Annotated in this window: 23 protein-coding genes; 11 read left to right on the plus strand and 12 right to left on the minus strand. The window is 58.8% G+C overall.

Annotation, left to right across the window (positions count from 1 at the left end):
- Positions 1–2: 2 nt before the first annotated feature.
- The 4 genes from ACQZ5M_RS07430 to ACQZ5M_RS07445 are packed head-to-tail and all read left to right on the plus strand — an operon-like array spanning position 3 to position 4,820.
- A complete protein-coding gene (locus ACQZ5M_RS07430) occupies positions 3–1,292 on the plus strand; it encodes an AAA family ATPase (RefSeq protein ID WP_296077084.1) in 1,290 nt (429 codons plus the stop codon).
- A 40-nt stretch (positions 1,293–1,332) separates the two neighbouring features.
- A complete protein-coding gene (locus tag ACQZ5M_RS07435; protein WP_296077081.1) occupies positions 1,333–2,823 on the plus strand; it encodes a CpaF family protein in 1,491 nt (496 codons plus the stop codon).
- On the plus strand, positions 2,820–3,824 hold the full coding sequence (locus ACQZ5M_RS07440) for a type II secretion system F family protein (RefSeq protein WP_296077077.1): 1,005 nt from the start codon (positions 2,820–2,822) through the stop codon (positions 3,822–3,824). Before ACQZ5M_RS07435 ends, ACQZ5M_RS07440 begins: the two co-directional genes overlap by 4 nt.
- Before the next feature lie 9 nt (positions 3,825–3,833).
- The gene (locus tag ACQZ5M_RS07445; protein ID WP_296041121.1) at positions 3,834–4,820 is read left to right on the plus strand and encodes a type II secretion system F family protein; all 987 of its coding nucleotides are present in this window, start codon (positions 3,834–3,836) and stop codon (positions 4,818–4,820) included.
- Between the two features lie 171 nt (positions 4,821–4,991).
- Here ACQZ5M_RS07445 and ACQZ5M_RS07450 read toward each other — a convergent pair whose 3' ends face one another.
- A complete protein-coding gene (locus ACQZ5M_RS07450) occupies positions 4,992–5,708 on the minus strand; it encodes a tetratricopeptide repeat protein (protein ID WP_296077073.1) in 717 nt (238 codons plus the stop codon).
- A 252-nt stretch (positions 5,709–5,960) separates the two neighbouring features.
- Between ACQZ5M_RS07450 and ACQZ5M_RS07455 the strand changes: the two genes are divergently transcribed.
- On the plus strand, positions 5,961–7,358 hold the full coding sequence (locus ACQZ5M_RS07455; protein WP_296077070.1) for a leucyl aminopeptidase family protein: 1,398 nt from the start codon (positions 5,961–5,963) through the stop codon (positions 7,356–7,358).
- A 78-nt stretch (positions 7,359–7,436) separates the two neighbouring features.
- On the opposite strand, the gene pncB is transcribed toward ACQZ5M_RS07455, so the two are convergent.
- The 7 genes from pncB to ACQZ5M_RS07490 all read right to left on the minus strand — a co-directional run bounded on the left by pncB (position 7,437) and on the right by ACQZ5M_RS07490 (position 14,765).
- Positions 7,437–8,741 (minus strand): nicotinate phosphoribosyltransferase, encoded by a 1,305-nt coding sequence (pncB, locus tag ACQZ5M_RS07460; RefSeq protein WP_296041127.1) that lies wholly within the window; start codon positions 8,739–8,741, stop codon positions 7,437–7,439.
- 165 nt (positions 8,742–8,906) lie between these two features.
- Positions 8,907–9,275 carry a hypothetical protein gene (locus tag ACQZ5M_RS07465; protein WP_296077068.1) on the minus strand — a complete coding sequence of 123 codons (369 nt, stop codon included), beginning with the start codon at positions 9,273–9,275 and terminating at the stop codon, positions 8,907–8,909.
- Between the two features lie 86 nt (positions 9,276–9,361).
- Positions 9,362–10,219, minus strand: a complete 858-nt coding sequence (locus ACQZ5M_RS07470; RefSeq protein WP_296077066.1) for a C40 family peptidase — start codon at positions 10,217–10,219, stop codon at positions 9,362–9,364.
- A gap of 70 nt (positions 10,220–10,289) precedes the next feature.
- Complete coding sequence (locus ACQZ5M_RS07475) at positions 10,290–10,634, minus strand: MarR family winged helix-turn-helix transcriptional regulator (protein WP_296041136.1); 345 nt, start codon at positions 10,632–10,634, stop codon at positions 10,290–10,292.
- 312 nt (positions 10,635–10,946) lie between these two features.
- The gene (locus ACQZ5M_RS07480) at positions 10,947–12,053 is read right to left on the minus strand and encodes a DUF475 domain-containing protein (RefSeq protein ID WP_296077063.1); all 1,107 of its coding nucleotides are present in this window, start codon (positions 12,051–12,053) and stop codon (positions 10,947–10,949) included.
- A 348-nt stretch (positions 12,054–12,401) separates the two neighbouring features.
- Positions 12,402–13,331 (minus strand): DMT family transporter, encoded by a 930-nt coding sequence (locus ACQZ5M_RS07485; RefSeq protein ID WP_296077059.1) that lies wholly within the window; start codon positions 13,329–13,331, stop codon positions 12,402–12,404.
- Positions 13,332–13,421: 90 nt separating this feature from the next.
- The gene (locus tag ACQZ5M_RS07490) at positions 13,422–14,765 is read right to left on the minus strand and encodes a formimidoylglutamate deiminase (RefSeq protein ID WP_296077056.1); all 1,344 of its coding nucleotides are present in this window, start codon (positions 14,763–14,765) and stop codon (positions 13,422–13,424) included.
- 85 nt (positions 14,766–14,850) lie between these two features.
- Here ACQZ5M_RS07490 and hutI point away from each other — a divergent pair, with 85 nt between their 5' ends.
- The 5 genes from hutI to ACQZ5M_RS07515 are packed head-to-tail and all read left to right on the plus strand — an operon-like array spanning position 14,851 to position 20,702.
- Positions 14,851–16,095: an imidazolonepropionase gene (gene hutI / locus ACQZ5M_RS07495; protein WP_296077054.1), complete on the plus strand. Its 1,245-nt coding sequence runs from the start codon at positions 14,851–14,853 to the stop codon at positions 16,093–16,095.
- On the plus strand, positions 16,092–17,633 hold the full coding sequence (gene hutH / locus ACQZ5M_RS07500) for a histidine ammonia-lyase (RefSeq protein ID WP_296101674.1): 1,542 nt from the start codon (positions 16,092–16,094) through the stop codon (positions 17,631–17,633). The genes hutI and hutH overlap by 4 nt, the downstream gene beginning before the upstream one ends.
- 1 nt (position 17,634) lies before the next feature.
- Positions 17,635–18,435 (plus strand): N-formylglutamate deformylase, encoded by an 801-nt coding sequence (gene hutG / locus ACQZ5M_RS07505; RefSeq protein ID WP_449079344.1) that lies wholly within the window; start codon positions 17,635–17,637, stop codon positions 18,433–18,435.
- 11 nt (positions 18,436–18,446) lie between these two features.
- On the plus strand, positions 18,447–20,132 hold the full coding sequence (hutU, locus tag ACQZ5M_RS07510; RefSeq protein WP_449079345.1) for a urocanate hydratase: 1,686 nt from the start codon (positions 18,447–18,449) through the stop codon (positions 20,130–20,132).
- A gap of 3 nt (positions 20,133–20,135) precedes the next feature.
- On the plus strand, positions 20,136–20,702 hold the full coding sequence (locus ACQZ5M_RS07515; protein ID WP_449079346.1) for a HutD/Ves family protein: 567 nt from the start codon (positions 20,136–20,138) through the stop codon (positions 20,700–20,702).
- Positions 20,703–20,926: 224 nt separating this feature from the next.
- Here ACQZ5M_RS07515 and ACQZ5M_RS07520 read toward each other — a convergent pair whose 3' ends face one another.
- A complete protein-coding gene (locus tag ACQZ5M_RS07520; protein WP_113175728.1) occupies positions 20,927–22,423 on the minus strand; it encodes a CoA-acylating methylmalonate-semialdehyde dehydrogenase in 1,497 nt (498 codons plus the stop codon).
- A 107-nt stretch (positions 22,424–22,530) separates the two neighbouring features.
- Here ACQZ5M_RS07520 and ACQZ5M_RS07525 point away from each other — a divergent pair, with 107 nt between their 5' ends.
- Positions 22,531–23,412: a LysR family transcriptional regulator gene (locus tag ACQZ5M_RS07525; RefSeq protein ID WP_449079347.1), complete on the plus strand. Its 882-nt coding sequence runs from the start codon at positions 22,531–22,533 to the stop codon at positions 23,410–23,412.
- A gap of 9 nt (positions 23,413–23,421) precedes the next feature.
- Here the strand turns inward: ACQZ5M_RS07525 and phnN are convergent, their stop codons facing one another.
- Genes phnN through ACQZ5M_RS07540 form a run of 3 tightly spaced genes read right to left on the minus strand, consistent with a single transcriptional unit; the run spans position 23,422 to position 25,839 of the window.
- Positions 23,422–24,021, minus strand: coding sequence for a phosphonate metabolism protein/1,5-bisphosphokinase (PRPP-forming) PhnN (gene phnN, locus ACQZ5M_RS07530; protein ID WP_296105467.1), 600 nt, complete (start codon positions 24,019–24,021; stop codon positions 23,422–23,424).
- Complete coding sequence (locus tag ACQZ5M_RS07535; RefSeq protein WP_449079348.1) at positions 24,018–25,154, minus strand: alpha-D-ribose 1-methylphosphonate 5-triphosphate diphosphatase; 1,137 nt, start codon at positions 25,152–25,154, stop codon at positions 24,018–24,020. The genes phnN and ACQZ5M_RS07535 overlap by 4 nt, the downstream gene beginning before the upstream one ends.
- A complete protein-coding gene (locus ACQZ5M_RS07540; protein WP_296084633.1) occupies positions 25,147–25,839 on the minus strand; it encodes a DUF1045 domain-containing protein in 693 nt (230 codons plus the stop codon). The genes ACQZ5M_RS07535 and ACQZ5M_RS07540 overlap by 8 nt, the downstream gene beginning before the upstream one ends.
- Positions 25,840–25,894: the final 55 nt, after the last annotated feature.

Here is a 25,894-nt window from a genome sequence, read left to right on the forward strand (position 1 = left end):
ACATGAACCCGGTGAATTACGATATTCGGCCCAACAATTCAGACGCGATCAGCGGCGCGGAAACGTTGCGGCCTGGAGAGCTGGAAAGCGTCAGGCCCCTGCCGCGTATCTCCATCCATGCGTTTTGCGAAAGCGAAACCATGCAGCAGATCATGGAGCGTCTGGCCAGCGACCGGCGGATGAACAAGGTCAGCATGCGGGTGACGAATGGCGAGATCGAAGCTGCGGCGAGAACGTTCTCATCCATGGCAACGCCAAACCTCGTCATTCTCGAGACCCACCGCGAGCCGTCCACTCTGCTCAACGACCTGAGGCCGCTTGCGGAGGTTTGCGATCCGACGACACGTGTCATCATCATCGGACGTCATAACGACATCTCCCTCTATCGCGACCTCATGCGCAACGGCATCTCGGAATATCTGGTCGCGCCGATCAAGGTAGCCGACCTGATGACATCCATCGCGGCAATCTTCGTTGACCCCGAAGCCGAGCCGCTTGGTCGCAGCATCGCCTTCATTGGCGCCAAGGGCGGCGTGGGCTCTTCCACGATCGCGCATAATTGTGCCTTCGGGATTTCAAATCTTTTTTCAACCGAAACCGTTCTTGCGGATATGGACCTGCCTTTCGGTACGGCCAATATCGATTTCGACCAAGATCCTGCGCAGGGAATAGCCGAAGCCATATTCGCACCGGAGCGGCTCGATGAGGTTTTTCTCGATCGTCTGCTCACCAAATGTTCTGACCATCTGTCGATTCTGGCTGCACCGTCACTTCTCGACAGAGCCTATGACTTCGATGGAGCCGCCTTCCAACCTTTGACGGAACTGCTGCAACGAAGCGCGCCCGTGGCCGTACTGGACGTACCCCATGTCTGGTCGCACTGGACGCAGTCGGTGCTGTCGGATGCCGATGAAGTGGTGATCACCGCAGTTCCCGATCTTGCCAATTTGAGAAACACGAAGAACATCCTGGATGCGCTCAAGCGTCTGCGCCCGAACGACAAGGCGCCTCATCTCATTCTCAACCAGGTCGGCATGGTCAAACGACCGGAGATCGAGCCCTCGGATTTCTTCGAGCCGCTGGAGATCGAACCGCTCGCCATCATTCCCTTCGATGCCCAGCTGTTCGGGTCTGCCGCCAATAGCGGACGCATGATCAGCGAAATCGATGCGAAATCACCGATTGCAGAAACGTTTTCACAGCTCTCGCATGTGCTGACGGGACGCTCGTCGGCACGCAAGGCGAAAAAACCTGGAATCGGCAAGTTCATGGATCTCCTGAAACGCAAATAAACGTGGACCTTCCACGAAAAGACAGACCGGAAGACAAGAGATGTTTGGAAAACGTGGCAGCGACAGCTTCGGACGAAGCGGAACCATCGGGCGAGTGGCTTCACCGCCGCCCGCGCCGTTGCCTGCCATGAGTTCGCCTCCGCTCATGGATGACATGGAGCCTGCGGAGCTCACGGTGCTTCAACCACCTGCCCCGCGGCCATCCCCAGTACCGAAGGATAACGGCCCGCAGCGCAAACGTGCCCGCACGGATGACTATTATCAGACGAAGTCGCAGGTGTTTTCAGCGCTGATCGACACGATCGATCTGTCGCAGCTTTCCAAACTCGATACGGAAAGCGCTCGAGAAGAAATTCGTGATATCGTCAACGATATCATCACAATCAAGAACTTTGCGATGTCGATCTCCGAGCAGGAAGAACTGCTGGAAGATATTTGCAACGACGTGCTCGGCTATGGACCACTGGAGCCGCTTCTGGCGCGCGACGACATTGCCGATATCATGGTCAACGGTGCGGGCCAGACCTTCATCGAAGTGAACGGCAAGACGATCGAATCCGACATCCGTTTCCGCGACAACGCGCAGCTTCTTTCGATTTGCCAGCGCATCGTCAGCCAGGTCGGCCGCCGCGTCGATGAATCCAGTCCGATCTGCGATGCGCGCCTGCCGGACGGGTCGCGTGTGAACGTGATTGCGCCGCCCCTGTCGATCGATGGTCCGGCGCTGACGATCCGAAAGTTCAAGAAAGACAAGCTGACGCTCGATCAGCTGGTGCGCTTCGGTGCCATCACGCCTGAGGGCGCTGTCCTGTTGCAGATCATCGGACGTGTTCGCTGCAACGTCGTCATTTCGGGAGGAACCGGTTCGGGTAAAACGACGCTGCTCAACTGCCTGACGAGCTATATCGAAAAGGACGAGCGCGTCATTACCTGCGAGGACACCGCCGAACTCCAACTGCAGCAGCCGCATGTCGTCCGCCTGGAAACCCGCCCGCCCAATATCGAGGGCGAGGGCGAAATCACAATGCGCGATCTGATCAAGAACTGCTTGCGCATGCGTCCCGAGCGCATCATCGTCGGCGAAGTACGCGGACCCGAAGTGTTCGACCTGCTTCAGGCGATGAATACCGGCCATGACGGGTCCATGGGCACGATCCATGCCAATACGCCCCGGGAATGCCTCAGCCGTATGGAGTCGATGATCGCAATGGGCGGCTTCACCCTGCCGGCGAGAACCGTCCGGGAAATCATCTCCACATCCGTCGATATCATCATCCAGGCAGCCCGCCTTCGCGATGGCTCAAGGCGCATCACCCAGGTGACGGAGGTCGTCGGCATGGAAGGTGACGTGATTATTACGCAGGACCTGATCAAGTACGAAATCGAAGGGGAGGATGCCAATGGACGGCTGATCGGGCGCCACGTCTCTACCGGCATCACCAAGCCCCACTTTTTCGATCGCGTCCGCTACTACAACGAAGGCGGACGTCTTGTCGCGGCGCTTGAGGCGATGGAGCGTAGCAGCCAATGAACATAACTGTAGTGCTTCTTGTCGTTCTGGTCGCCATATCGGCAGGGGCGCTGGCCTATGTCTTCCTGTTCCCGCAGATCGAAACGGAGAAGAAGACGGCAAGCCGCGTTACCCGCGTCAAGGCAGCCGAAACGGACAGGGTCAAGATCAAAGCTGCGCGTGATCGCGTTCAGGAACTCAGCAAGCGTCGCAAATCGACGCAGGAAATGCTGAAAGACCTGGAGAAAAAGCAGAACGAAAAGACGAAGAAACGCAACAATGCCAGCATTCAAAGTCTCATTCTCCAGGCCGACCTTCCAATTTCGGTAAAGCGGTTCCATCTCTTCAGCATTGGCATCGCAGTTTTCGTCGCCCTTATGTCCCTGCTCTATGGCATGCCTTTTCTCGTGGGGATCGGCATCGCTTTCGTCGGTATTCTGGGCGCGCCACGTTGGGTGCTGCGCTATCTGGTCAAACGGCGTCAAACCAAATTCCTGGAAGAATTTCCAAACGCGCTCGATGTGATGTGTCGTTCGATACGAGCCGGGCTCCCTCTCAATGAGGCGGTGCGGCTGATCGCGTCCGATGGACAGGAACCGGTTAAAAGAGAGTTCCAGCGCATTGTCGAATCGCAGCAGGTGGGCATGTCCCTTGCCGAAGCCATTGAACGCATGGCATTGACGATGCCTCTGCCGGAGGTAAATTTCTTCGGCATTGTCATTTCGATGCAGGCTCAGGCAGGTGGCAACCTGTCGGAAACGCTTGGCAACGTTTCCAAGGTTCTGCGCGACCGGCGCAAGATGAAGGCTAAAGTCAACGCATTGTCGATGGAAGCGAAGGCGTCCGCCGTCATCATCGGCTCCCTGCCTTTCATCGTCTCGCTTCTGGTCTATTTCACGGCGCCGGACTATCTGATGGTCCTGTTTACCGATCAGCGCGGGCATATCATTCTCGGTTGCTCTGCAGTTTGGATGTCGATCGGTATCGTTATCATGCGCAATATGATCAACTTCGAGATCTGAGGCGGTCCCATGCTCGATACGCTCATGCAACGCCTCCTCGATCCGCATTTCCTTATCGCGGTTCTTGTCGCTGTGGCGGCCTTTTCCACCGTCTACACCGTCGCCACGCCCTATCTTACTCGTGCAGATCTCAACAGGCGCACACGAGCCGTTTCGACAGAGCGGGAGCGCCTGAGGAGCCGCAATCAGGAGCGCTTGAACGCACCCAGTCCAACGGGCAAGGCTTCGCTTCGCGCCAACCATAGCAAATCGGCCACCAAGATCGTCGAACGCTTCAACCTGCGCGAGGCGCTGGTGGATGCCAATACGGTGAACAAGCTGAAGTCTGCGGGCTTTCGCTCCCAAAACGCGCTCAACACCTTCCTGGCTGCGCGTTTCATCCTGCCATTCGTGTTTCTGCTTGTCGGGGGCCTGTGGGTCTTCGGTCTTAACAACTTCCCCAATTACAGCTTCATGACCCGTCTCGTGGGAGTGCTGGTGTTCGGTTATCTGGGCTTCTACGCTCCCAATATCTATGTCTCCAATCGCATTACCAAGCGGCAGAAGTCGATCAAACGCAACTGGCCGGATGCGCTGGACCTCATGCTCATCTGCGTGGAATCCGGCACCTCCATGGAGGTTGCCATGCGACGCGTGGCCGAGGAAATGACGGAGCAATCGCCGGAGCTTGCCGAAGAAATGGTGCTGACGGTGGCCGAGCTGTCGTTTTTGCAGGATCGCCGCGTGGCGCTGGAAAATTTAGGGCTTCGCACTCAGCTGGATAATGTGAAAAATGTCGTCCAGGCGCTGATCCAGGCGGAACGCTATGGCACACCGCTCTCGCAGGCTTTGCGCGTGATGTCGCAGGAAGGTCGCGACGAGCGCATGAACGAAGCAGAAAAAAAAGCAGCTGCGCTGCCGCCCAAGCTGACTGTACCGATGATCCTGTTTTTCCTGCCGGTGCTCGTCGCTGTCATTCTGGGACCTGCGGGCATTCGGGTCGCCGATACGTTTTGACCATGCAGCCATGAGGTTGGAGAGCAGCCTTACGTCGGCCTAGACGAACAGGGCGCACTGGCCGGCCAGCACGGTTATGAAGCGATTGGTCGGAAGAGACGCGGGTAGATCCAAGGAGATCGAGCGTCCTCACTGCGCCCAACGGGACGCACGGCGCTCTAGATGAAGGTCCTAACGAACTTCGGTCTTCTTGTTCTTGTCGGCAAGTTGTGACCACGCGTTCTGCTGAGACAGCATGCCGCGCAGATAAGCGAGATTGGCCTGCGCCTGCTGGGGAGACAACTCCTGCATGGCAATGCGTTGCGCTTCATCGAAGCGCCCCTGAAGGCCGACGACCAGTGCGAGGTTCTGGCGGATGCGGCTGTCGGCACCGGGTTGCGATGCCGCCGAGCGAAGATAGGTTTCTGCCGTGCGCGGATCATTTTGCAGCACGTAGGACATTCCGAGGTTTGACAGGATGCTCGGATCGTTGGGTTTGAGATCGAGCGCTTGACGATACTTCGCTCTGGCTTCGTTGGAGCGTCCCAACTGATCCAGAACCGCGCCTTCTGCGGAGTAAAGACGCCAATCCGGCCTATCGGGGGTTTGCGCTCGCTGGATGGTATTGAGCGCCTGCTCAAGCTGGCCGGCAGCAGCCTGAGACTTGCCGTAGGCCGCCAGCACTTCACGATCAGATGGATAGGCAATCGCAACCTGCTGCATGACCGCCAGTGCCTGCGTGTTCTTGCCTGTCATCATCAGGATGTTGGCGTAGTTCATCCCCGTGTTGCGGTCTTTGGGATTGCGCGCATAAGCTGCCCCGACCGATGCTTCGGCCTGGCGCAGTTGGTCCATGTTCATCTGATCGTAGGAATGCGAGACAGCAGGAGAAATCGATCCCGTCGACATTCGGTCCGGGCGATCCGTACGGTTTGTGGAGCAGGCCGCGAGGCTTAAAGCCACAGCAGCGACGCATGCACCCCGAAGAAGGATGCGTTTGCTGGCATGACGTGAGGAAATCGCAATCATGATGTCGCCCCGGGCCTATGTTCGGATATTTCGTTGACGCGGCGTGCGCCACGCAACTTTCGCTCCAGCAATAATCTGTTAACCCTAACAGAGTGTTAATTTGGCCGGTTCAGGCGTTTACGAAAGCAGACAATGGTCCCCTATCAGTTCATAGAGCGCGCCTCGCCCTTCAGTTCGAAGTCTGGCGCAACGCTTCCCGTCTTTGCAGTGACGCCTGCCCATATAGAACAGGGGGCTATCGATCCTGTGGCGCTCGATTGGGCGCGCAAGGCAGGCTTCAAGGCAGAGGCTGGCGCCATTCTGCTCATTCCCTCTGCGGAAGGTGCCCTGGGCGGCGCCCTCCTCGGCCTTGGGACGAATCCATCCGAAATTCCCTTCATTACCGGAAAGCTGGCACATGAGCTTCCCGAGGGCGACTGGCATATCGAAACCGCGCCACTGACTGTAAACCGGCTGACGCTCGGATTCGGTCTCGGCGCCTATCGCTTCGACAAGTACCGCGCCACGAAGAACAACGGGCCGAAGCTTCTCATTCCTCGCGATGCCGAGGACGCCGAAATCAAGCGTATTCTCGCCGGTGTCTATCTGGCCCGTGACCTCATCAACGTCCCGGCCAACAACATGGGACCGGATGAGCTGGAAATTGCCTTTCGCAGTCTCGGTGCGCATTACAAGGCGCAAGTCTCGGTCGTGGCCGGCGACGATCTCCTGAAGGAAAATTTTCCTCTGGTCCATGCTGTGGGTCGCGCCAGCGCCAGCGCACCACGCCTTCTGGAAATGTCGTGGGGCAAGAAGAACCATCCGCGACTGACCCTGGTCGGCAAGGGTGTATGCTTTGATACCGGTGGGCTCGACATCAAGCCATCCTCATCAATGGCGCTGATGAAAAAGGATATGGGCGGGGCAGCGAATGTGCTTGGTCTTGCGCTGATGATCATGGATGCGCGTCTGCCGATCAATCTGCGCGTCATCGTTCCAGCAGTGGAGAACTCCATTTCCGCCAGCGCCTTCCGACCCGGTGACATTTACAAGAGCCGCAAGGGCCTGACGGTGCAAATCGACAATACCGATGCCGAAGGCCGTCTCATCCTGGCCGACGCACTATCCTATGCCGATGAAGATCCGCCGGAACTGATGATCGACATGGCGACGCTGACGGGGGCGGCTCGCGTTGCGCTCGGACCGGATGTTCCGCCGTTTTACACCGATGATGAAGACCTTGCCCACAGCATTGCCGATGCCGGCATCGATACCGACGATCCGCTTTGGCGGCTGCCGCTCTATATGGGCTACGACAAGGATATCCGCTCGCGCGCGGCCGATCTTACCAACGCGCCCTCGGGCGGCATGGCTGGATCGATCACGGCGGCGCTCTTTCTCAAGCGCTTCGTTACCGAGACGAAGAAGTGGGTGCATTTCGATATTTACGGATGGTCGCTCAGCGAGCGACCGCATTCATCGATCGGTGGAGAGGCACAGGCTATCCGTGCTCTGTTCCACTATATTTCCCGCAGCTTCGTGAAGCGGTAGAACTGACCATACCAATTCATCATCCTCGCCATTACGGTGAGGATGATGAAACTCGGCCTATTCACCGACCAGAACGTCCTAAACCAGGACCTTCTGGTCTTTTCGGTCTTCCTGACCGAAGAATTTCAGATAGCGCTGCACCTCATCCGCCTCGCCTGTCGCCTTTTGCGGATTGTCGGAGAGCTTGACTGCGGGGCGTCCGTTGGCATCGCTGACTTTGCATACGACCGAGATCGGCTTCAAGCCCTCGATGGTTTTAGGCGCGCAACCGGCAAAATCGTTTGTGAGATTGGTGCCCCAGCCGAAGCTCATGCGCACGCGTCCCTCGAAATGCTTGTAGGTGTCGATGATGGCATCGACATCCAGGCCGTCTGAGAAGATGAGGAGCTTCTTCTTCGGGTCCCGGCCCATTTTTTTCCACCACTCGATGATCTTTTCGCCACCTTCGATAGGCGGCGCGCTATCCGGTCTGAAGCCTGTCCAATCCGCTACCCATTCCGGCGCGTTGCGCAAAAACGCTGCAGTGCCGAAGGCATCGGGCAGGACGATCAACAGGTTGCCGCCATAAAGCCGGTTCCAGTCCTTCATCACCTGGTAGGGTGCCGCGGCCAGTTCCTCGTCGTTCTGCGCCAGAGCGGCAACGACCATGGGAAGCTCATGCGCATTGGTGCCGACCGCTTCAAGATCGGAATCCATCGCCAGCAAGACATTGCTGGTGCCAGTGAAAGCGGGGCCGATACCTTCCTTCAGGGCTTCGACGCACCAGCGCTGCCACAGGAAACTATGGCGGCGGCGCGTGCCGAAATCGGAGATGCGCAGGCCAGGGAGTTCGCGAAGGCGCTCGACCTTTGCCCACATCTTGGCTTTGGCGCGGGCATAAAGGACGTCCAGTGTGAAGTAGCCGAGTGAACGCATGGCGCTTCTCGAGCGCAATTCGTTGACGATGGCGAGTGCTGGAATTTCCCATAGCGTGGTATCCATCCACCGGCCATGGAAATTTAGCTCATACTGCCCGTCGCGCTTGAACAGCTCGTATTCCGGCAATTGATAGCTCGACAGCCAGGATAGGAACTCCGGCTCGAAAATCTGCGAGCGGCCATAGAAGGTGTTACCGGCAAGCCAGATCGCTTCCTTTTTCGTCAGTCGCAGGCTGCGAGCGTGATCGAGTTGTTCGCGCAGTTCTACCTCGTCGATCTCCTCTGCGAGCCGAACGGTCTTTGTTCTGTTGATGAGGGAAAACGTTGCGTTGACCTCTGGATAGAGCTTCCAGATCATCTGCAACATCAACAGCTTGTAGAAATCCGTATCGATGAGGCTGCGGATGATGGGATCAAGCTTCCAGGTGTGGTTGTGAACACGGGTCGCTATGTCTGTCTTCGTCATTGCTGCTGCTATCCCCCGCGCCAGACCCCTGCACCATGTAAGTCCGGCATCGCCGCGCATTTTCAGAGGTCATCGACCTTGTGGGTCAAAGACTTATCTGAAAAACGCATGGCAAGTCCAGACCAGTTCACCCGAGTGCGGTACGTTGGGGAGCGGTCTTACCTCTCAGAAATCCGTAGCGGGAGGATTGATCCCCGGATACCAGTCCTTCGATGTCGGGACCCTGGTGCCGAAATAGGACGTGCCGGACGAGCCGGAGCAACGATAACCCTGAACCGGCAGGCCATCGCTACCGAAGAGATCGCGATAGGGGCCGATGGGCCTGCTGGACTGAACAGTCGTCGAGTAGCAATGATACCGCTCCATTGGCTTGAGCGTCTTGGGGTCCTTCACGCCAGGCAAATTGGCATAAGCGTCTGGTGCGGGAAGATAACCGTCCTTGTAAACGGTCTGCGCCGTGCCAGCCTGCGGCAGAGCGAGAGCCACCAGGCAAAGAGCCAGGCCGGAAAAAGCGCGCTTCAAACGTCTCATCATGTCGCATCCCGATGCAAGAGAAGCTCTATATAAGCCATGCAAGTGGTGTGCGCAGGATGTCGCTTCGAAACGTTTTCGTGAGCAAATCAAGGACGGCGATAGGCGGTGGGCCTGTCATAGAGCCAGCCTATGCGCTGAATAGCCTCGTCCAGGTTCTCGCGTGCAACATTCATCGTATGGCCGTTGGCATGCAGCAGCGTCGTTTCATCTTCCATGATGCCGACATGACCCTTCCAGAAGACCAGATCGCCGCGGCGCAGTTCTTCGCGCTCGATCTCGGTTCCGAGAGACTTCACCTGCATATCCGTATCGCGCAGTGCGAATTTGCCCGTCATCGCCATGGACAGTTGGACGAGACCCGAACAATCGATGCCGAAGCCGGAGCGGCCACCCCAGAGATAGGGTGTTTCGAGAAAGCGAAGTGCGACCGAGACATAATCATCGCAGACGAAGCGATCGACGGGGAGACAATGGGCAGCAATTACACCCTCGCCTTTCGCCGTCATCAGGTAACGCGTCCCACGCTTTTCCTCTTCGCCGACGAAGGTCAGGCGGCTTCCCATGGAAAGGGCCGAAACAGGCGGCTTTCTGAGTTCTGCTGCTGGATAGAGAAAGGTGCGGGGAGCAATGACGGTGTGTGTTGCCACCTCTACCGCGCCGATCGCGACCTGTGGCATGTAACCGACATAGCCATCCGCCTCCGCCTGCACGAATGCCCAACCATCGGCTCGGTCGAAGACGCGGATCGCCTCCCCCATAAGCAGTTCGGTATCGATCCCCGATACCATCTCCGGCTTTGGCCGAAGTCCGACCACCGGAAGAGCGACCTGTGCGGGCTCGCCCGTGATGAAACGCTCTGCCTGGACCCTGCCCTCAAGCTTCGCATCCGCTAGATCGGGGCGAATGACATTCAGACGGCGGTCAAGGGTTTCGGCGGATGTCATGGTGATTTGGTCCTGGTTTGAAAGAATAATGCCAGCGTTCATCGAACGGCAATGCGGCGACTTTTTAACATCAAGTCTCGCGCGCCTTATCAATAATCAGATCGCCGAATTTTTCTAGATAGAGAGCGCCTGCGACCGTGCGTTTGATCACCACATTGCGGCGATCCTTTTCGTCGCGTTCGCGATCGACAAGGCCCAAAGCACCCATACTGTCCAGTGCGCGAGTAATCACAGGCTTGGTGACGCCCAGAACACTCGCCAGGGCTCGCACGGTGTGCGGCGGCGGCACCAGATAGATATGGAGCAGGATCGCAGTCTGTCTCAGCGTCAGGTCGGGCGCTTCGCCTTCTACCTGAGCCAGCGCGACGCGGTGCCACAAGCCGAGCGCCTGGCTTGGCGACAATTCCACTGGCACGTTGGAACTCTCCGTTCTTTGAAAAATCCCCATTATCATCGCGCCAAGCGGTGAATAAAAACAAAACCGCCGCCATCGAAGTTGTCTCTTCGAAATGGCGGCGGTCTCGATAGGCTCGTTTTGAGCTCTCGCGTCCCCTCTGGACTTGAACAACCAAGAAGCAGGAAGCGTGCCAACCCGCGATCAAGCCGAATCAGACGCTGAATGCCCTCAATTCCCATTGGTCGCGAAGGGCGAGAGATCATTTTTTAATCGCCGCGCAAAATTAAGACGCAGCCCTCCGCCTGTTAAGGCAGAGGGTCAGGTGCTTCGTCAGACCTTGGCACCATGCGCGGCACCGACTTCGCGGGCCTTTTCCTGCTTATTATAGCGGATGGAGGACCACAGCGCGATGCCGATAAGGGTCGCGCCGCCAAGACCGGTGATCACTTCCGGAATATGGACGAGGCTCTGCGTGTACATGATCACCGAAAGGATCAGGATTGCGTAGAAGGCGCCATGCTCGAGATAGCGATATTCGGCAAGCGTTCCCTTCTCCACCAGCATGATGGTCATGGAGCGCACATACATGGCGCCGATACCAAGACCGATGGCGATGATGAAGAGGTTCGATGTCAGCGCAAAGGCGCCGATAACGCCATCGAATGAGAAGCTGGCATCCAGCACTTCGAGGTACAGGAAGGCACCGAAGCCGCCCTTTGCCGCGCCTTCCAGCATCTGCTGGCTGCGATCGAGAACGCCGCCAAGGACTTCGACCAGAAGGAAGGTCAAGAGGCCCCAGATCGCCGAGGTGAAGAAGACATTGGCCGCTTCCGGACCGAGCTCGGGATTGGCGCTGTTGCTGATGATGCGGGTGAAGACCAGCATGATGATCAAGACGAAGGCGATCTCGATTCCCTTGATCGAGGAATAGGTGGCGATCTTCTCCTCGAACCAGCGCACCCAGTGAACTTCCTTCTCATGGTCGAAGAAGAAGCTGAGGCCCACCATCATCAGGAAGGTACCGCCAAAGGCCGCAATCGGCAGATGCGCGTCCTTCATGATCTGGGCGTAGCGATCCGGCTCGGTCGCTGCCATGACCATGGCCGTCCAGGGGCCGACATTTGCGGCGATGACGACGATCAGAAGCGGGAAGACGATACGCATGCCGAAGACGGCGATCAGAATGCCCCAGGTGAGGAAGCGATGCTGCCACTCCGGCGTCATGTCCTTCAGCTTGTTGGCATTGACGATGGCGTTGTCGAAGGAGAGCGAGATTTCCAGCACGGCCAGCACCGCGCAGATGAAGAAGATCGTGGCCGTGCCACTGACGGTGCCGGTCATTTCCCAGCCGAGATAGCCGCCGAGAATGAGGCCGACGACGGTTACGATAAAGGCCCACTTGAAATAGGAGAGCGTGGATTGCGTGGTGGGCGTCATCACAAAGCCCCCGCAACATTAGAGCAGAAGATGTGCGTGACGTCGCGCGCCAGCACCGAATGCATGGTTGAGTTGTTCATGGGTGTTCATCCGCCGGCGTCATAAGCAGGCGGTACCGACATCGCGAGAGCGCCGTAAAACTCTCGCCAGAGGGGCCCGGCACCAAGGTTTCATCCTGCCCGATGTCAGGGGCAGAATGTCACTCTAGTCTCTCAACTTCGTGATGCCGTCAAGATTAAAGTTGTTTTTCGGCTACCTGTCGGCCTTTCTTCGCTGCGATAAGCCCTATTTTACTTCTCAAAGGTTGTATTTACATCCAAGGGTACAGGTTTGTTGTTCACCAGAGGATCAGACCAGATCTTCGACGGGCTGAACCGCCGTCCTGGCCTGCTTGCGCTTCACAGCATTTTCCCGGAAGAAGATGTAGAGTCCCGACAGGACGATCAATCCGGCCCCGATGACGATGCTGATTTGCGGTACATCGCCGAAGATCAGCCAGCCGAAAATGACGGCCCACAGCAGCAATGTGTATTGCAAGGGCGCAACCGTCGCCGCGTCGGCGAGTTTGAGCGCGCGATTGACCAGCACATGCGCGGTCATCGCCACGATGCCGAGAAGTGCGAGCAGCGACAGGTCGAAACCGGATTGTATTGGAATCCAGCCGGACGGCGTGACGAGAATGGCGACGATGCCGGCAAGCCCTGCCCCGATAATCTGCCAGAAGGCCAGGACCGTGTCCGGCGTGTTGCGAAGCTGCCGGCCGGACAGCATCATGAAGGCAAAGGCGGCACTGCCAAGGATGGAAAAGAAGGCTGCACTTGTTAAAGACGCAGAGCTTGGTTTCAGCGCGATCAGCACGCCGACAAAACCGATGCCGATGGCCGTCCAACGCCGCCAGCCGACTTTCTCACCCAGAAGGAAGGGTGACAATGCGGCCACATAGATAGGGGCAGCCAGCCAATAGGTCATGACGTCAGCCAGCGGAAGCGCTGCGACAGCGAAGTAGAAACAGAAGAGTTCGGCTGTTGAAAAGAACACACGTGCTGCCTGAAGGCCGGGGCGCTCGACATTCACCAGTTTCGGCAACCCTGCCCTCCAAACGATCGGCAGCAGGATAATGACGGCCGCGATGCTACGCACGGCAATGACCTGACCGAGGCTGTAGGTGGAAACGAGGAACTTGCCCATCGCATCGTTGAGCGCGAAGAGCACCATGCCGAAAAGCATGACCGCGACGCCGAGACCCGTCGGCGAAAGCTGGCGAAGAAAATGTGGCATATGTCTCAAACTCCCTGACCGCAATGACTCGGCGAGCTTGTTCTCCGAGTCAAGGTCGTCCGGCGCTTATATTAGCGTCACATAGTGATGTCAGACGGACAAAAGCTGCCGCATCGTGTGCTGGAAGCGACGCGCGATCTCATCGCGGCGAATATGGGCGCCATCTCGCACCACCGCCTTACCGCCGATCCAGACAGTACGTGGCTTGACGAGATTGCCGAAAATCCAGCCATCGAGAATGTCATCACATTGCAGGTAGGGGGCCGCGTCTACGTTGAGGGATGAAATATCCGCGGCCATGCCCGCTGCGATCCCGGCCTTTACACCCAAGGCCTTGGCGCCACCCGCCAAGGCGCCATCGAACAGGGTACGGCCCGTCGAGCCATTCGCTGGAGCGATGACATTGCGCGCCCGGTGGGACAGGCGCTGCGAATATTCGAGCTGGCGCAATTCCTCGCCGACGCCTATCAGCACGTTGCTGTCCGAGCCGATGCCGAAGGCGCCGTCATGTTTGAAGTATTCGACGGCAGCAAAAGTGCCATCCCCCAGATTGGCTTCCGTGATCGGGCAGAGACCGGCGACTGCTCCCCTCCCGGCGACGCCTCGCGTTTCCGCTTCGGTCAAATGCGTCGCGTGGATCAGGCACCAGCGATCCGTCACCTCTGCATTGTCCAGCAGCCATTCGACCGGTCGCTTGCCCGACCAAGCGATGCAGTCCTCAACCTCTTTCACCTGCTCGGCAATATGAATGTGAAGCGGCGCGTCAGGGGCGAGTTGGGCGGCAAAGCTTAGCTCTTCCGGCGTTACGGCTCGCAGGCTGTGCGGGGCCACACCCACCACGCTTTCGGGCAGGGCTGAAACCGCCTGACGGCAACCCTCCAGCAGACGCTCGAAACTATCGGGCGAATTGACGAAGCGGCGCTGGCCTTCCACCGATGGCTGACCGCCGAAGCCGGAATGGGCGTAAAGGACTGGCAACAGTGTCAGCGAAATCCCGGTTTGCGCGGCGGCTGCCGCGATCCTTTCGCCAAGCTCGGCGAGATTGGCATAATGAGCGCCATCCTTATCGTGATGGAGATAGTGAAACTCGCCCACACGACCGAAACCGGCCTCCAGCATCTCCATGTAAAGCTGAGCTGCCACCGCCTCCACCTGCTCCGGCGTCATCGACAGGGCGAAGCGGTACATCAGCGTGCGCCAGCTCCAGAAACTGTCTTGCGTGGCACCGCGCCGCTCCACCATGCCGGCCATGGCGCGCTGAAAGGCGTGGCTGTGAAGGTTCGGCATGGCCGGCACGAGAACCGCATGCCGATCATCGCCGGCCGCCGCTTCCACGTCCGGCGTGACCGACATCACCTTGCCATCGGCAATCTCGATACGGACATTGTTTGCCCAGCCTGTCGGCAGCAAAGCGGTTTCAGCATGGATGAACATGTCGGCTCCTCAATTTCCTCGAACAGGCTCTTGCCTCTACCTCCTTTATGTATATACATATTGATCAGAAGGGAAGGAAAAACTGATGGCAAACCGGAATTCCACCTCAGACGGCAACGGCATTTCGCTTTGGCGAAACGCCCGCATTGCGACGCTCGATCCTTCCCGCGACGGCCTCGGCATTATCGAGGGCGGCACGATTGCCGCCAAAGACGGGCGGATCGTATTTGTCGGCCCAGAATCCGAGCTTCCCTCCAGCCTGATCGACCAGGCAGAGACCGTCGATTGCAAAGGTCGTTGGATCACGCCCGCGCTGATCGACTGCCACACCCATCTCGTTTTCGGCGGCAACCGCGCCATGGAATTCGAAATGCGCCTGAATGGTGCAAGCTATGAAGAGATCGCCAAGGCCGGCGGCGGGATCGTTTCCTCCGTGCGCGACACCCGCACCAGGAGCGAAGACGAACTGGTGGCAGAAGCTCTTCCGCGTCTGGACACGCTGCTTGCCGAAGGCATTTCCACCATTGAGATCAAATCCGGTTACGGGCTCAATATCGAGACCGAATGCAAGATGCTGCGCGTGGCGCGCAGGCTCGAAACATTGCGCCCCGTTCGCATCCTCACCAGCTATCTCGCTGCCCATGCGACGCCTGCCGAATATAAAGGGCGAAATGCGGATTACATAGCCGACATTGTATTGCCTGGTATGGAACACGCTCATCAGGAAAAGCTCATTGATGCCGTCGATGGCTTTTGCGAGGGCATTGCCTTTTCCGTTGAAGAAATGCGCACTGTCTTCGACAAGGCCAAAGCGCTCGGTCTTCCCGTCAAGCTCCATGCCGAACAGCTTTCCAATCTTCACGGCGCGGAACTGTCAGCCTCTTATCGTGCGCTCTCCGCCGATCATCTGGAATATCTCGATGAGTCCGGTGCGAAAGCGCTCGCCCAATCCGGCACCGTTGCCGTTCTTCTACCGGGTGCCTTCTATGCGCTGCGCGAGACGAAGCTGCCGCCCATACAGGCTTTGCGAGATGCGGGTGCCGATATTGCGCTTGCCACCGATTGCAATCCCGGCACCTCGCCGCTGACATCGCTGCTGCTGACCATGAACATGGGCGCGACGCTTTTCCGCATGACGGTGGATGAGTGCATAACCGCAACGACCCGCAATGCCGCAAAGGCTCTCGGTGTTCTCGCCGAGACCGGAACAATCACGGTCGGCAAATCCGCCGATCTCGCCATCTGGAACATCGAGCGCCCAGCGGAGCTCGTCTACCGCATCGGCTTCAACCCACTTCACGCACGCATCTTCAAGGGACGGACGATCTGACCATGACCATCATTCTTCATCCGGGCGCTGTGCCGCTTGCCGATCTGGCGACAATCTATTGGGGGAATGGTGCTGCCAAGCTTCATCCATCCTTCGATGCGGGTATCGAAAAGGCGGCCAAGCGCATTGCCGATATCGCCGCCGGCAATGCGCCGGTCTATGGCATCAATACCGGCTTCGGCAAACTTGCCTCGATCAAGATCGATGCCGCAGATGTGGCGACCCTTCAGCGCAATCTGATCCTTTCCCATTGCTGCGGCGTGGGCGCGCCCCTGCCGGAAAATGTCGTGCGGCTGATCATGGCGCTGAAGCTGATTTCGCTTGGTCGTGGCGCATCTGGTGTCCGGCTGGAACTGGTGCGGCTGATCGAGGCCATGCTGGAAAAAGGCGTCATTCCGCTGATCCCGGAAAAGGGCTCCGTCGGCGCTTCGGGCGATCTCGCGCCGCTGGCGCATATGGCAGCGGTGATGATGGGCGAAGGCGAAGCCTTCTTTGCCGGAGAGCAGATGCCAGCTCGCGATGCGCTGGCAAAGGCCGATCTCGCGCCTGTGGTTCTGGCTGCCAAGGAAGGTCTGGCGCTGATCAATGGCACGCAGACTTCGACGGCACTGGCTCTCGCCGGTCTCTTCCGCGCCCATCGCGCGGCACAGGCAGCACTCATTACCGGCGCGCTGTCCACCGATGCGGCCATGGGGTCTTCGGCGCCTTTCCATCCGGACATCCACACGCTTCGCGGCCATAAGGGCCAGATCGATGCGGGCTCGGCCCTTCGCCAACTGCTGGAAGGCTCGGAAATTCGTGTTAGCCACATCGAAGGCGACGAGCGGGTTCAGGACCCCTATTGCATCCGCTGCCAGCCGCAGGTGGATGGCGCATGCCTCGATCTTCTACGCCAGGTGGCGAAGACGCTCGAAATCGAAGCCAATGCGGTGACCGATAACCCGCTAGTTCTTTCCGACAATTCCGTCGTATCCGGCGGCAACTTCCATGCGGAGCCAGTGGCTTTTGCAGCGGACCAGACCGCTCTTGCGATCTGCGAAATCGGTGCAATCGCCCAGCGGCGCATCGCCCTTCTCGTCGATCCCGCCCTCTCCTATGGATTGCCTGCTTTTCTTTCGAAGAAGCCCGGCCTGAACTCCGGTCTGATGATCGCCGAGGTGACATCGGCTGCGCTGATGAGCGAGAACAAGCAGATGTCGCATCCGGCGTCTGTCGACTCAACACCGACCTCAGCCAACCAGGAAGACCATGTGTCTATGGCATGCCACGGCGCGCGCCGCCTGCTTGCCATGACGGAAAACCTCTTTGCCATTCTCGGCATCGAGGCGTTGTCTGCCGTGCAGGGCGTCGAATTGCGCGGACCGTTGAAGACGAGCCCGCAGTTGCAAAAGGCCATGTCGGTCTTGCGCGCTGCCATCCCGTCACTGGAAGAAGACCGCTACATGGCGCCCGATCTCAAGGCTGCAGCCGACTTGATCGCCACCGGCGCGCTGGTCGATGCAATTTCGGACGGCATTCTGCCAAGGCTGGAGGCGTAAGATGTCAGTGGTCGATATCCATCAGGGGAGTTCGCCCGTCATTCTCGGCCTGCCGCATACGGGAACCGACGTTTCGGTCGCGATCTGGGAGCGGCTGAACGACAATGGCCGCCTGCTTGCGGATACCGACTGGCATATTCATGAACTCTACTCCGGTTTGCTGGACGACGCGACGACGGTGCGGGCCACCTTCCATCGCTATGTGATCGATGCTAACCGCGATCCGTCCGGCACAAGCCTCTATCCGGGCCAGAACACCACTGGCCTTGTTCCCGAAACCGACTTCGACGGCAAAGCGATCTGGAAAGACGGGCAAGCGCCAAACGAAGCGGATATCGCTTATCGGCTAGAGCATTTTCATGCACCTTATCACGCAGCACTTACAGCGGAAATCGAGCGCGTGCAGGCCATCCATGGCGTCGCCGTTCTCTATGATTGCCATTCCATCCGCTCGCATATTCCCTTTCTCTTCGAGGGCAAGCTACCGGATTTCAATATTGGCACGGATATGGGCAAGACCTGCGATCCGGCCGTTGAGGCCATTGCGGTCGATGTTACGACGGCAGCGGAAGGCTACACCTCCATCCTCAACGGTCGCTTCAAGGGCGGTTGGACCACGCGCCATTACGGCCAGCCAGACAAGGGCGTCCACGCGATCCAGATGGAGCTTGCGCAATGCACCCATCTCGCGACAGAGGCACCGCCGTTTGCCTTTGATGCCGACAAGGCGGCGACACTCCGCACCCATCTCAAAACCATTCTGACGCGCATGGAAGATTGTGCGCTCACACTCAGGACATAAGGGGAAAGACCATGACAAATCCGCGTCATAACGAACGTGAAGTCCGCGCACCACACGGTCCGGAACTGAATGCCAAGAGTTGGATGACCGAAGCGCCGCTTCGCATGCTGATGAATAATCTGGATCCGGACGTTGCCGAACGTCCACATGAGCTGGTGGTCTATGGCGGCATCGGCCGCGCTGCGCGCACCTGGGCAGATTTCGACCGGATCGTCGCCACGCTGAAGGCCCTCAACGAAGATGAGACGCTGCTGGTGCAATCCGGCAAGCCTGTCGGTGTGTTTCGCACCCACAAGGATGCGCCGCGCGTGCTGATCGCCAACTCCAACCTCGTTCCGCACTGGGCGACCTGGGAGCATTTCAACGAGCTGGACCGTAAGGGTCTCGCCATGTACGGCCAGATGACCGCCGGTTCGTGGATTTACATCGGCACGCAGGGCATCGTTCAGGGGACCTATGAAACCTTCGTGGAAGCGGGACGCCAGCATTTTGGCGGCGACCTGAAGGGAAAGTGGATTCTGACCGGCGGCCTTGGCGGCATGGGTGGCGCGCAGCCGCTCGCCGCCGTCATGGCAGGTGCCTGCTGCCTGGCTGTCGAATGCGACGAGACCCGCGTCGATTTCCGCCTTCGCACCCGCTATCTGGATGCCAAGGCCCATACGCTGGATGAAGCGCTGGCACTGATCGACCAGTGGACCAAGGCAGGCGAAGCGAAGTCTGTTGGCCTCATTGGCAACGCCGCCGATATCTTCCCGCAACTCGTCAAGCAGATGAAGGCGGGCGGTGCACGTCCCGATATCGTCACCGACCAGACTTCCGCCCATGACCCGATCCATGGCTACCTGCCCTCCGGCTGGAGCGTTGCCGAATGGCGCGCCAAGCAGGAGAGCGATCCGAAGGCGGTGGAGACAGCTGCCCGCGCTTCGATGAAGACGCAGGTGCAGGCCATGGTGGATTTCTGGAACGCCGGTGTTCCGACGCTCGATTACGGCAACAATATCCGCCAGGTTGCCAAGGAAGAAGGGTTCGAAAACGCCTTCGCCTTCCCCGGCTTCGTGCCTGCCTATATCCGCCCGCTGTTTTGCCGCGGCATCGGTCCGTTCCGCTGGGCTGCCCTTTCGGGCGATCCGGAGGACATCTACAAGACCGATGCGAAGGTCAAGGAACTGCTGCCGGACAACAAGCACCTGCACAACTGGCTGGACATGGCGCGCGAGCGCATCGCCTTCCAAGGCCTGCCGGCGCGCATCTGCTGGGTCGGCCTCGGCGATCGTCATCGCCTGGCGCTTGCCTTCAACGAGATGGTCAGGACTGGCGAGTTGAAGGCTCCGGTCGTCATCGGTCGCGACCACCTCGATTCCGGTTCCGTCGCCTCGCCCAACCGCGAGACCGAAGCGATGAAGGATGGTTCGGATGCCGTATCCGACTGGCCGTTGTTGAACGCGCTGCTCAACACCGCATCGGGCGCCACCTGGGTGTCGCTGCACCATGGCGGCGGCGTCGGCATGGGCTTTTCCCAGCACTCGGGTGTCGTCATCTGCGCCGACGGCACGGATGATGCCGCGCGCCGTTTGGAGCGCGTGCTGTGGAACGACCCGGCGACGGGCGTGATGCGCCACGCGGATGCCGGTTACGACATTGCGCTCGATTGCGCCAAGGAGAAGGGCCTTCGCCTGCCCGGCATTCTGGGGAACTGAGCAATGAAGCGGCTCAGCACCTCTGACTACAAGCGCATGCCGTGGAAGAACGGCAAGGGAGAGACGGTGGAAATCGCCGTCTTTCCTCCCGGCGCATCCATGGATGTTTTCGAGTGGCGGATCAGCATGGCGAGTGTCGCCAATAACGGAGCTTTCTCGCTTTTTCCGCAGATCGATCGAACGCTATCGATTCTCTCCGGACACGGCATGTCACTCACCATCGACGGTGCGGCACCGGTTCTTTTGGCGATGGGAAGCGATCCGCTTCGTTTTGCCGCCGATGTCCCTGTCGACGCAACGCTTGTGGATGGTGCGATCACCGATCTCAACGTCATGACGCGTCGTGGACGATTTGTGCATAGAGTTGAGCGACGTGCTGGTTCGTTCTCGGTGCGTCGCTGTGAGCGTGGGGAGACGGTTTATGTTCTAGCGACAGGCCCCGTTATGGTCACCAGTGCGGGCGAGAAGGTGAAGCTGGAAGCGATGGATTGCGTGCTCGTTGAAGAGGATGCCAGCGTTAAGGCTGAGAATATCGTCTGCTATGAAATCCGATTTCAAGAGGCCGCTTAACGCTCGACCAAGAGATGCTTAAGCCACGCTCTGCTTGAAGATGACGGCCAACTTCCCTCTCCGCCGTCATCCTCGGCCTTGAGCCGAGGATCCATAAGACATTAATGCCGTTGGGAAAAATGGATCCTCGAGTCGAGCCCGAGGATGACCGGAGGGAGAGTTTGGGGCCGCCAAAAGAAAGGCCCCGCGCAAACGGGGCCTCCATTTTCAAACTTCAATCCGCATCACTTCATCGTCGGCATGACGAATTCAGCGCCAGACTTGATGCCCGATGGCCAGCGGGCAGTGATCGTCTTGGTTTTGGTCCAGAACTTGATCGAGTCCGTGCCGTGCTGGTTGAGGTCGCCGAAGCTCGAAGCCTTCCAGCCGCCGAAGGAGTGATAGGCGAGCGGAACCGGGATCGGAACGTTGATGCCGATCATGCCGATATTGATACGCGAGGCGAAGTCGCGGGCGGCATCGCCGTCGCGGGTGAAGATGGCGACGCCGTTGCCATATTCATGCTTCATCGGCAGGTCGAGCGCTTCTTCGTAATTCTGGGCGCGGACGACGGAGAGAACCGGTCCGAAGATCTCCTGCTTGTAGATATCCATGTCAGGCGTGACGTGGTCGAACAGGCAGCCGCCGACGAAATAACCGTCCTCATAGCCCTGCAGCTTGAAATCGCGACCGTCGACCAGAAGCTTGGCGCCCTGCTCCACACCACTGTCGATCAGGCCCTTGACGCGCGTCTGCGCTTCCTTGGTGACGAGAGGACCCATGTCGGCCTTGTCATCGGTATAAGGGCCGATCTTCAATGCCTCGATCTGCGGGATCAACTTTTCAACCAGACGGTTGGCGGTCTCTTCACCCACCGGCACGGCAACAGACACAGCCATGCAGCGTTCGCCAGCCGAACCGTAACCGGCACCCATCAGCGCGTTGACCGCCTGATCGAGATCGGCATCCGGCATGATGATCATGTGGTTCTTCGCGCCGCCGAAGCACTGGGCGCGCTTGCCGTTCATTGCGGCGGTACCATAAACGTAACGGGCAATCGGCGTGGAGCCGACAAAGGAGACCGCGCCGATATCCGGGTTGGTCAGAAGGCCGTCCACTGCGCTCTTGTCGCCATTGATGACGTTGAGAATGCCGGCGGGCAGACCTGCTTCGATCATCAATTCTGCGAGACGGATCGGCAAAGATGGATCACGCTCGGATGGCTTGAGGATGAAGGCGTTGCCGCAGGCGATTGCCGGGGCGAACATCCACATGGGGATCATGGCAGGGAAGTTGAAAGGCGTGATACCAGCACCGATGCCGACAGGCTGGCGGATGGAATACATGTCGATGGCCGGGCCTGCACCTTCGGTGAACTCGCCCTTGGCGAGATGTGGAATGCCGCAGACGAACTCGCAGACTTCCAGGCCGCGAATGATATCGCCCTTGGAATCTTCGACCGTCTTGCCGTGCTCGCTGGAGAGCAGCACCGCCAGCTCATCCATGTTCTTGTTGAGGAGTTCGACGAACTTGAAGAAGACGCGGGCGCGACGCTGCGGGTTGGTCGCTGCCCATTTCGGCTGCGCGGCCTTGGCGCTCTGTACCGCCGCGAGGATTTCCGCGTCGCTTGCCAGCGCCACGGTCGCCTGCACTTCGCCGGTTGCCGGATTGAAGACATTCGACGTGCGGCCGCTTGTACCTGCTACGCGCTTGCCGTCGATGAAATGGCCGATCTCGTTCATGGTGTCCTCCAGGGATTCTTGATGACCCACCATCCTGTTTTCAGTTGCACAAAGCAATGGTCAGGAATACGCATCCGTTGTGCATAAAACGAAATAAGGGCGCAGCGATGGACTGGGACGATGTGCGAATTTTTCTCAGCGTAGCGCGCAGTGGTCAGTTTCTGGCTGCCGCCAAGATTCTGGGCGTCAATCACGCGACGCTCAGCCGTCGCATGACAGCACTGGAAAAGGCGCTCAGTGCCCAGCTATTCATCCGGACAACGACCGGCTGCATTTTGACAGAGGACGGGAATCAGTTTCTGGTGGCGGCGGAGCGGATGGAAACCGAAATGCTCTCGGTGCAGGCAATGCTTGGCCAAGGTGTGGCGGGCATCAGCGGCACCGTGCGCATCGGCGCGCCGGACGGTTTTGGTGTTTCGTTTCTTGCGCCACGCCTGGGAGAGTTGACGGCGGCTCACCCGGAACTGAGAATCGAGCTCGTGCCGGTGCCGCGATCCTTTTCGCTTTCGCAGCGCGAGGCGGATATTGCGATCACCATCGAGCGGCCCGAGCAGGGGCGGCTGATCTACTCGAAGCTGACGGATTACTCGCTCGGTCTCTACGCGTCGAAGAGCTACCTCGAGGGGAACCCGGCGCCTGAAAAGGTCGAAGATTTAAGGCAGCATCGGCGGATCGGTTATGTCGAGGATCTCATCTTTTCGCCGTCACTCAATTTTACCGCAGAGGTTCTCCGCGACTGGGATGCGACCTTCGCGATTTCCAGCGCCATAGGCCAGACCGAAGCAGTACGCTCCGGTGCCGGGATCTGCATCCTGCATGATTACATTGCCCGCAACGATCCAAGCCTTGTACGCCTACTTCCCGAGATATCGATTCGCCGATCCTACTGGACCGCCTATCACGAAAATGCCCGTCAGCTTGCGCGGGTAAGAACGGTGGTGCAGTTCCTGCAGGATATCGTCGCGAAGGAGCGTCGCAGCTTCTCGTGAACGAATAGCCTATCGGGTCGATATGCTGCTCTGCAGGAGAGCGAGCAGGACCGATCCCGCCTCCTCGATCTCGCCGCTATTGTCGATGGTCGTCACGTCGAAACTATCGCAGATTGCCTCCACCTTGCGGTCGAGCCGGCCCATGATTTCCGACATGCTCTCGCGGCCCCGGTTCGCCAGCCTGGCGGAGAGGATTTCCGGCCGTGCTGTGACCACCACCACTTTCAAGTTGGGGAAGGCTGCTCTGAAGTGGGGAAGTGCGGAGCGTGAGCCATTCGCCACCGCCACGCCGCCCTTCTTCAGATGCTGCTTGACCGAAGCGGGTATTCCATAATGCAGACCGTGGGCACTCCAGGACACACAAAATTCGCCGGCTACCTTTTTTCGTTGGAAGGTCTCTTCGCTGCAACCCTCATGGTTCTCGCCACCCGCGTCACTGTCTCGGGTAATGATACGCCGGACGAAATGCACATCTGCCTGATCACGCAGCCGCTCGGCCGCGTAGTCGATCAGCGTGTCCTTGCCGGCACCGCTCGGACCGACAACGACGATCATCGTTCCGAGGGTGTCCAAATTCGGCGGAAATGCGTCTGACGATACAACGCTCATGCGACACGTTTTCCCTGCCGCCAGACGCTGCGCACCACGGGCACACCGCTTTCGCGACGCACCCGTACGAGGTCGGCGCGCAGTCCTTCGGCAATAGAACCGCGATCTGTCAGACCAACCGTCTTTGCCGGTGTTGCCGTGACCATCGCAAGTGCCTTGGGAAGGGTAATCCCGTCCACCTGATCGGCGAGCAGGAAGGGCGCGTAGAGCAGGCTGAAAGGCACGTAATCAGAGGACAGCACATCGAGAACGCCGAGTTCGGCGAGATCGCGCGCAGCAATATTGCCCGAATGGGATTTGCCGCGAACGATGTTCGGCGCGCCCATCAGAACACTCATGCCCGCCGTGTGCGATGCTTTTGCGGCTTCGACGCTGGTGGGAAATTCAGCAAGCCGCACACCATGGCCGATCGCCTCCTCGACATGGGCTTCAGTGGCGTCGTCATGGCTGGCAACGGTGATGCCGCGTTCGGCGCAGCGGGCGGAAAGGTAATCGCGGTGCTTGCCGGAATATTTCCCGGAGGCCGAGACGCGCCGGTCGACAAAGGCCCTGAAGGCCTCATCGCTCAGACCGCGCTTTTTCTGGTAGAACATGATGTACTGGTCCATCGTCTGAAACTGACGCTGGCCCGGGGAGTGATCCATCAGCGAAATCAGCCGCACATGCGGATCGTTTTCGAAATCCTCGAAATGCTCCAGCACGTCGGCGGAAGCAACCTCGCAGCGCAGATGCAGCAGGTGATCGGAGCGAAGGCGATCTTCACCCTTGGCCTTCTCGATGGCATCGGCCATGTCGCGCATCTCGCCGCGCTCGAAGCCGCCATCCTCATCCGAGCCGAGGCGCAGACAATCGAAGACGGTCGTGATGCCGGAGGACGCGACCTGCGCATCATGGGCCTGAATAGCGGCAATCTTGTCCCAGGTGACGCCCGGGCGCGGGGAATAATGCTGTTCGAGATGGTCGGTGTGAAGCTCGACGAGGCCGGGGATCAGATAGTCCCCTTCTAAGTCTTCGCCGGTTTGCGATGCGCCTTCGCTGATATCGGCAATCACGCCATCGCGGATCAGGACGGAACCTTGGATAACATCGTCGGAGAGGACGATGCGCGCATTGGATAGGACATGTTCAGCCATTTCGGACGTCTTTCGTATTGGAAGCAGCCAGTGGCTGCCAGCTATGAACGGTAAAGGCTTCGCCTCGCTCTTTCTCGACAAAAAGGCCGAGGCCGGAGATGGTCAGGGGGCGATGGATGAAGCCGGAAAATGTCTCGGCCAGGATGTCGGCCATCTCTTGCCTACGTGCCTCACTCACCGGCCCTGTCAGTGTCATGTGAAAGCGGAAATCATCCATCACATAAGGGTAACCCCAGCGATGAAGATTGGCGCGCTGGCTTTCGCTGAGCGTTTCCGGCTTACGGCGGGCAATATCGCGCTCCGACAACGGCGCGCGGAAGGGCTCGAAATGTCTCACCACATCGGCGGTGAAATCCTGGAGCGGCTGATGGAGCGTGGCCGGAACCAGTGCGAAGAAAGGCCCGAGTGAGCCGATGACGATTTCGGGAATATCGAAGGCGGCGTGTGAAGCTGCAAAGGCGGAGAATGCCTCCACCAACTCGCTCTCATGTCTGCCTTCGGCCAGTTCGAAAGGCGCTTTCAGCGTGGCGTGGAAACCGTAGCGTCTTGGTTCTTCGGTGAGGTCAGCGAAGCTTTCATAGTCGTCAAAGCCCTCACCGGAAAAGGCGTTGCGTCCCAGCCACCGTGACGCTGTCTCAGTCAGCGGATCGCTGCCGGGGGGCGAAAAATAGATTGCGTAGCGCACAGGGTCGCACTTTCAAACGTCATGAAAACAGCGGAAGCGTCATTTGAGACGACTT

The sequence above is a fragment of the Rhizobium sp. 22-785-1 genome (genome assembly GCF_053521965.1).

Bases quoted from the DNA above. Each gene is read 5' to 3' on its own strand.
- ACQZ5M_RS07520 (WP_113175728.1), bottom strand. From the start codon at position 22,423: ATGAACGAGATCGGCCATTTCATCGACGGCAAGCGCGTAGCAGGTACA.
- ACQZ5M_RS07535 (WP_449079348.1), bottom strand. From the start codon at position 25,154: ATGGCTGAACATGTCCTATCCAATGCGCGCATCGTCCTCTCCGACGAT.
- ACQZ5M_RS07445 (WP_296041121.1), top strand. From the start codon at position 3,834: ATGCTCGATACGCTCATGCAACGCCTCCTCGATCCGCATTTCCTTATC.
- hutU (WP_449079345.1), top strand. From the start codon at position 18,447: ATGACAAATCCGCGTCATAACGAACGTGAAGTCCGCGCACCACACGGT.
- hutI (WP_296077054.1), top strand. From the start codon at position 14,851: ATGGCAAACCGGAATTCCACCTCAGACGGCAACGGCATTTCGCTTTGG.
- hutG (WP_449079344.1), top strand. From the start codon at position 17,635: ATGTCAGTGGTCGATATCCATCAGGGGAGTTCGCCCGTCATTCTCGGC.
- ACQZ5M_RS07465 (WP_296077068.1), bottom strand. From the start codon at position 9,275: ATGATGAGACGTTTGAAGCGCGCTTTTTCCGGCCTGGCTCTTTGCCTG.
- ACQZ5M_RS07515 (WP_449079346.1), top strand. From the start codon at position 20,136: ATGAAGCGGCTCAGCACCTCTGACTACAAGCGCATGCCGTGGAAGAAC.
- ACQZ5M_RS07455 (WP_296077070.1), top strand. From the start codon at position 5,961: ATGGTCCCCTATCAGTTCATAGAGCGCGCCTCGCCCTTCAGTTCGAAG.
- ACQZ5M_RS07435 (WP_296077081.1), top strand. From the start codon at position 1,333: ATGTTTGGAAAACGTGGCAGCGACAGCTTCGGACGAAGCGGAACCATC.
- ACQZ5M_RS07470 (WP_296077066.1), bottom strand. From the start codon at position 10,219: ATGACATCCGCCGAAACCCTTGACCGCCGTCTGAATGTCATTCGCCCC.
- ACQZ5M_RS07480 (WP_296077063.1), bottom strand. From the start codon at position 12,053: ATGACGCCCACCACGCAATCCACGCTCTCCTATTTCAAGTGGGCCTTT.
- ACQZ5M_RS07485 (WP_296077059.1), bottom strand. From the start codon at position 13,331: ATGCCACATTTTCTTCGCCAGCTTTCGCCGACGGGTCTCGGCGTCGCG.
- ACQZ5M_RS07440 (WP_296077077.1), top strand. From the start codon at position 2,820: ATGAACATAACTGTAGTGCTTCTTGTCGTTCTGGTCGCCATATCGGCA.
- ACQZ5M_RS07450 (WP_296077073.1), bottom strand. From the start codon at position 5,708: ATGTCGACGGGATCGATTTCTCCTGCTGTCTCGCATTCCTACGATCAG.
- pncB (WP_296041127.1), bottom strand. From the start codon at position 8,741: ATGACGAAGACAGACATAGCGACCCGTGTTCACAACCACACCTGGAAG.
- ACQZ5M_RS07490 (WP_296077056.1), bottom strand. From the start codon at position 14,765: ATGTTCATCCATGCTGAAACCGCTTTGCTGCCGACAGGCTGGGCAAAC.
- phnN (WP_296105467.1), bottom strand. From the start codon at position 24,021: ATGAGCGTTGTATCGTCAGACGCATTTCCGCCGAATTTGGACACCCTC.
- ACQZ5M_RS07525 (WP_449079347.1), top strand. From the start codon at position 22,531: ATGGACTGGGACGATGTGCGAATTTTTCTCAGCGTAGCGCGCAGTGGT.
- ACQZ5M_RS07430 (WP_296077084.1), top strand. From the start codon at position 3: ATGAACCCGGTGAATTACGATATTCGGCCCAACAATTCAGACGCGATC.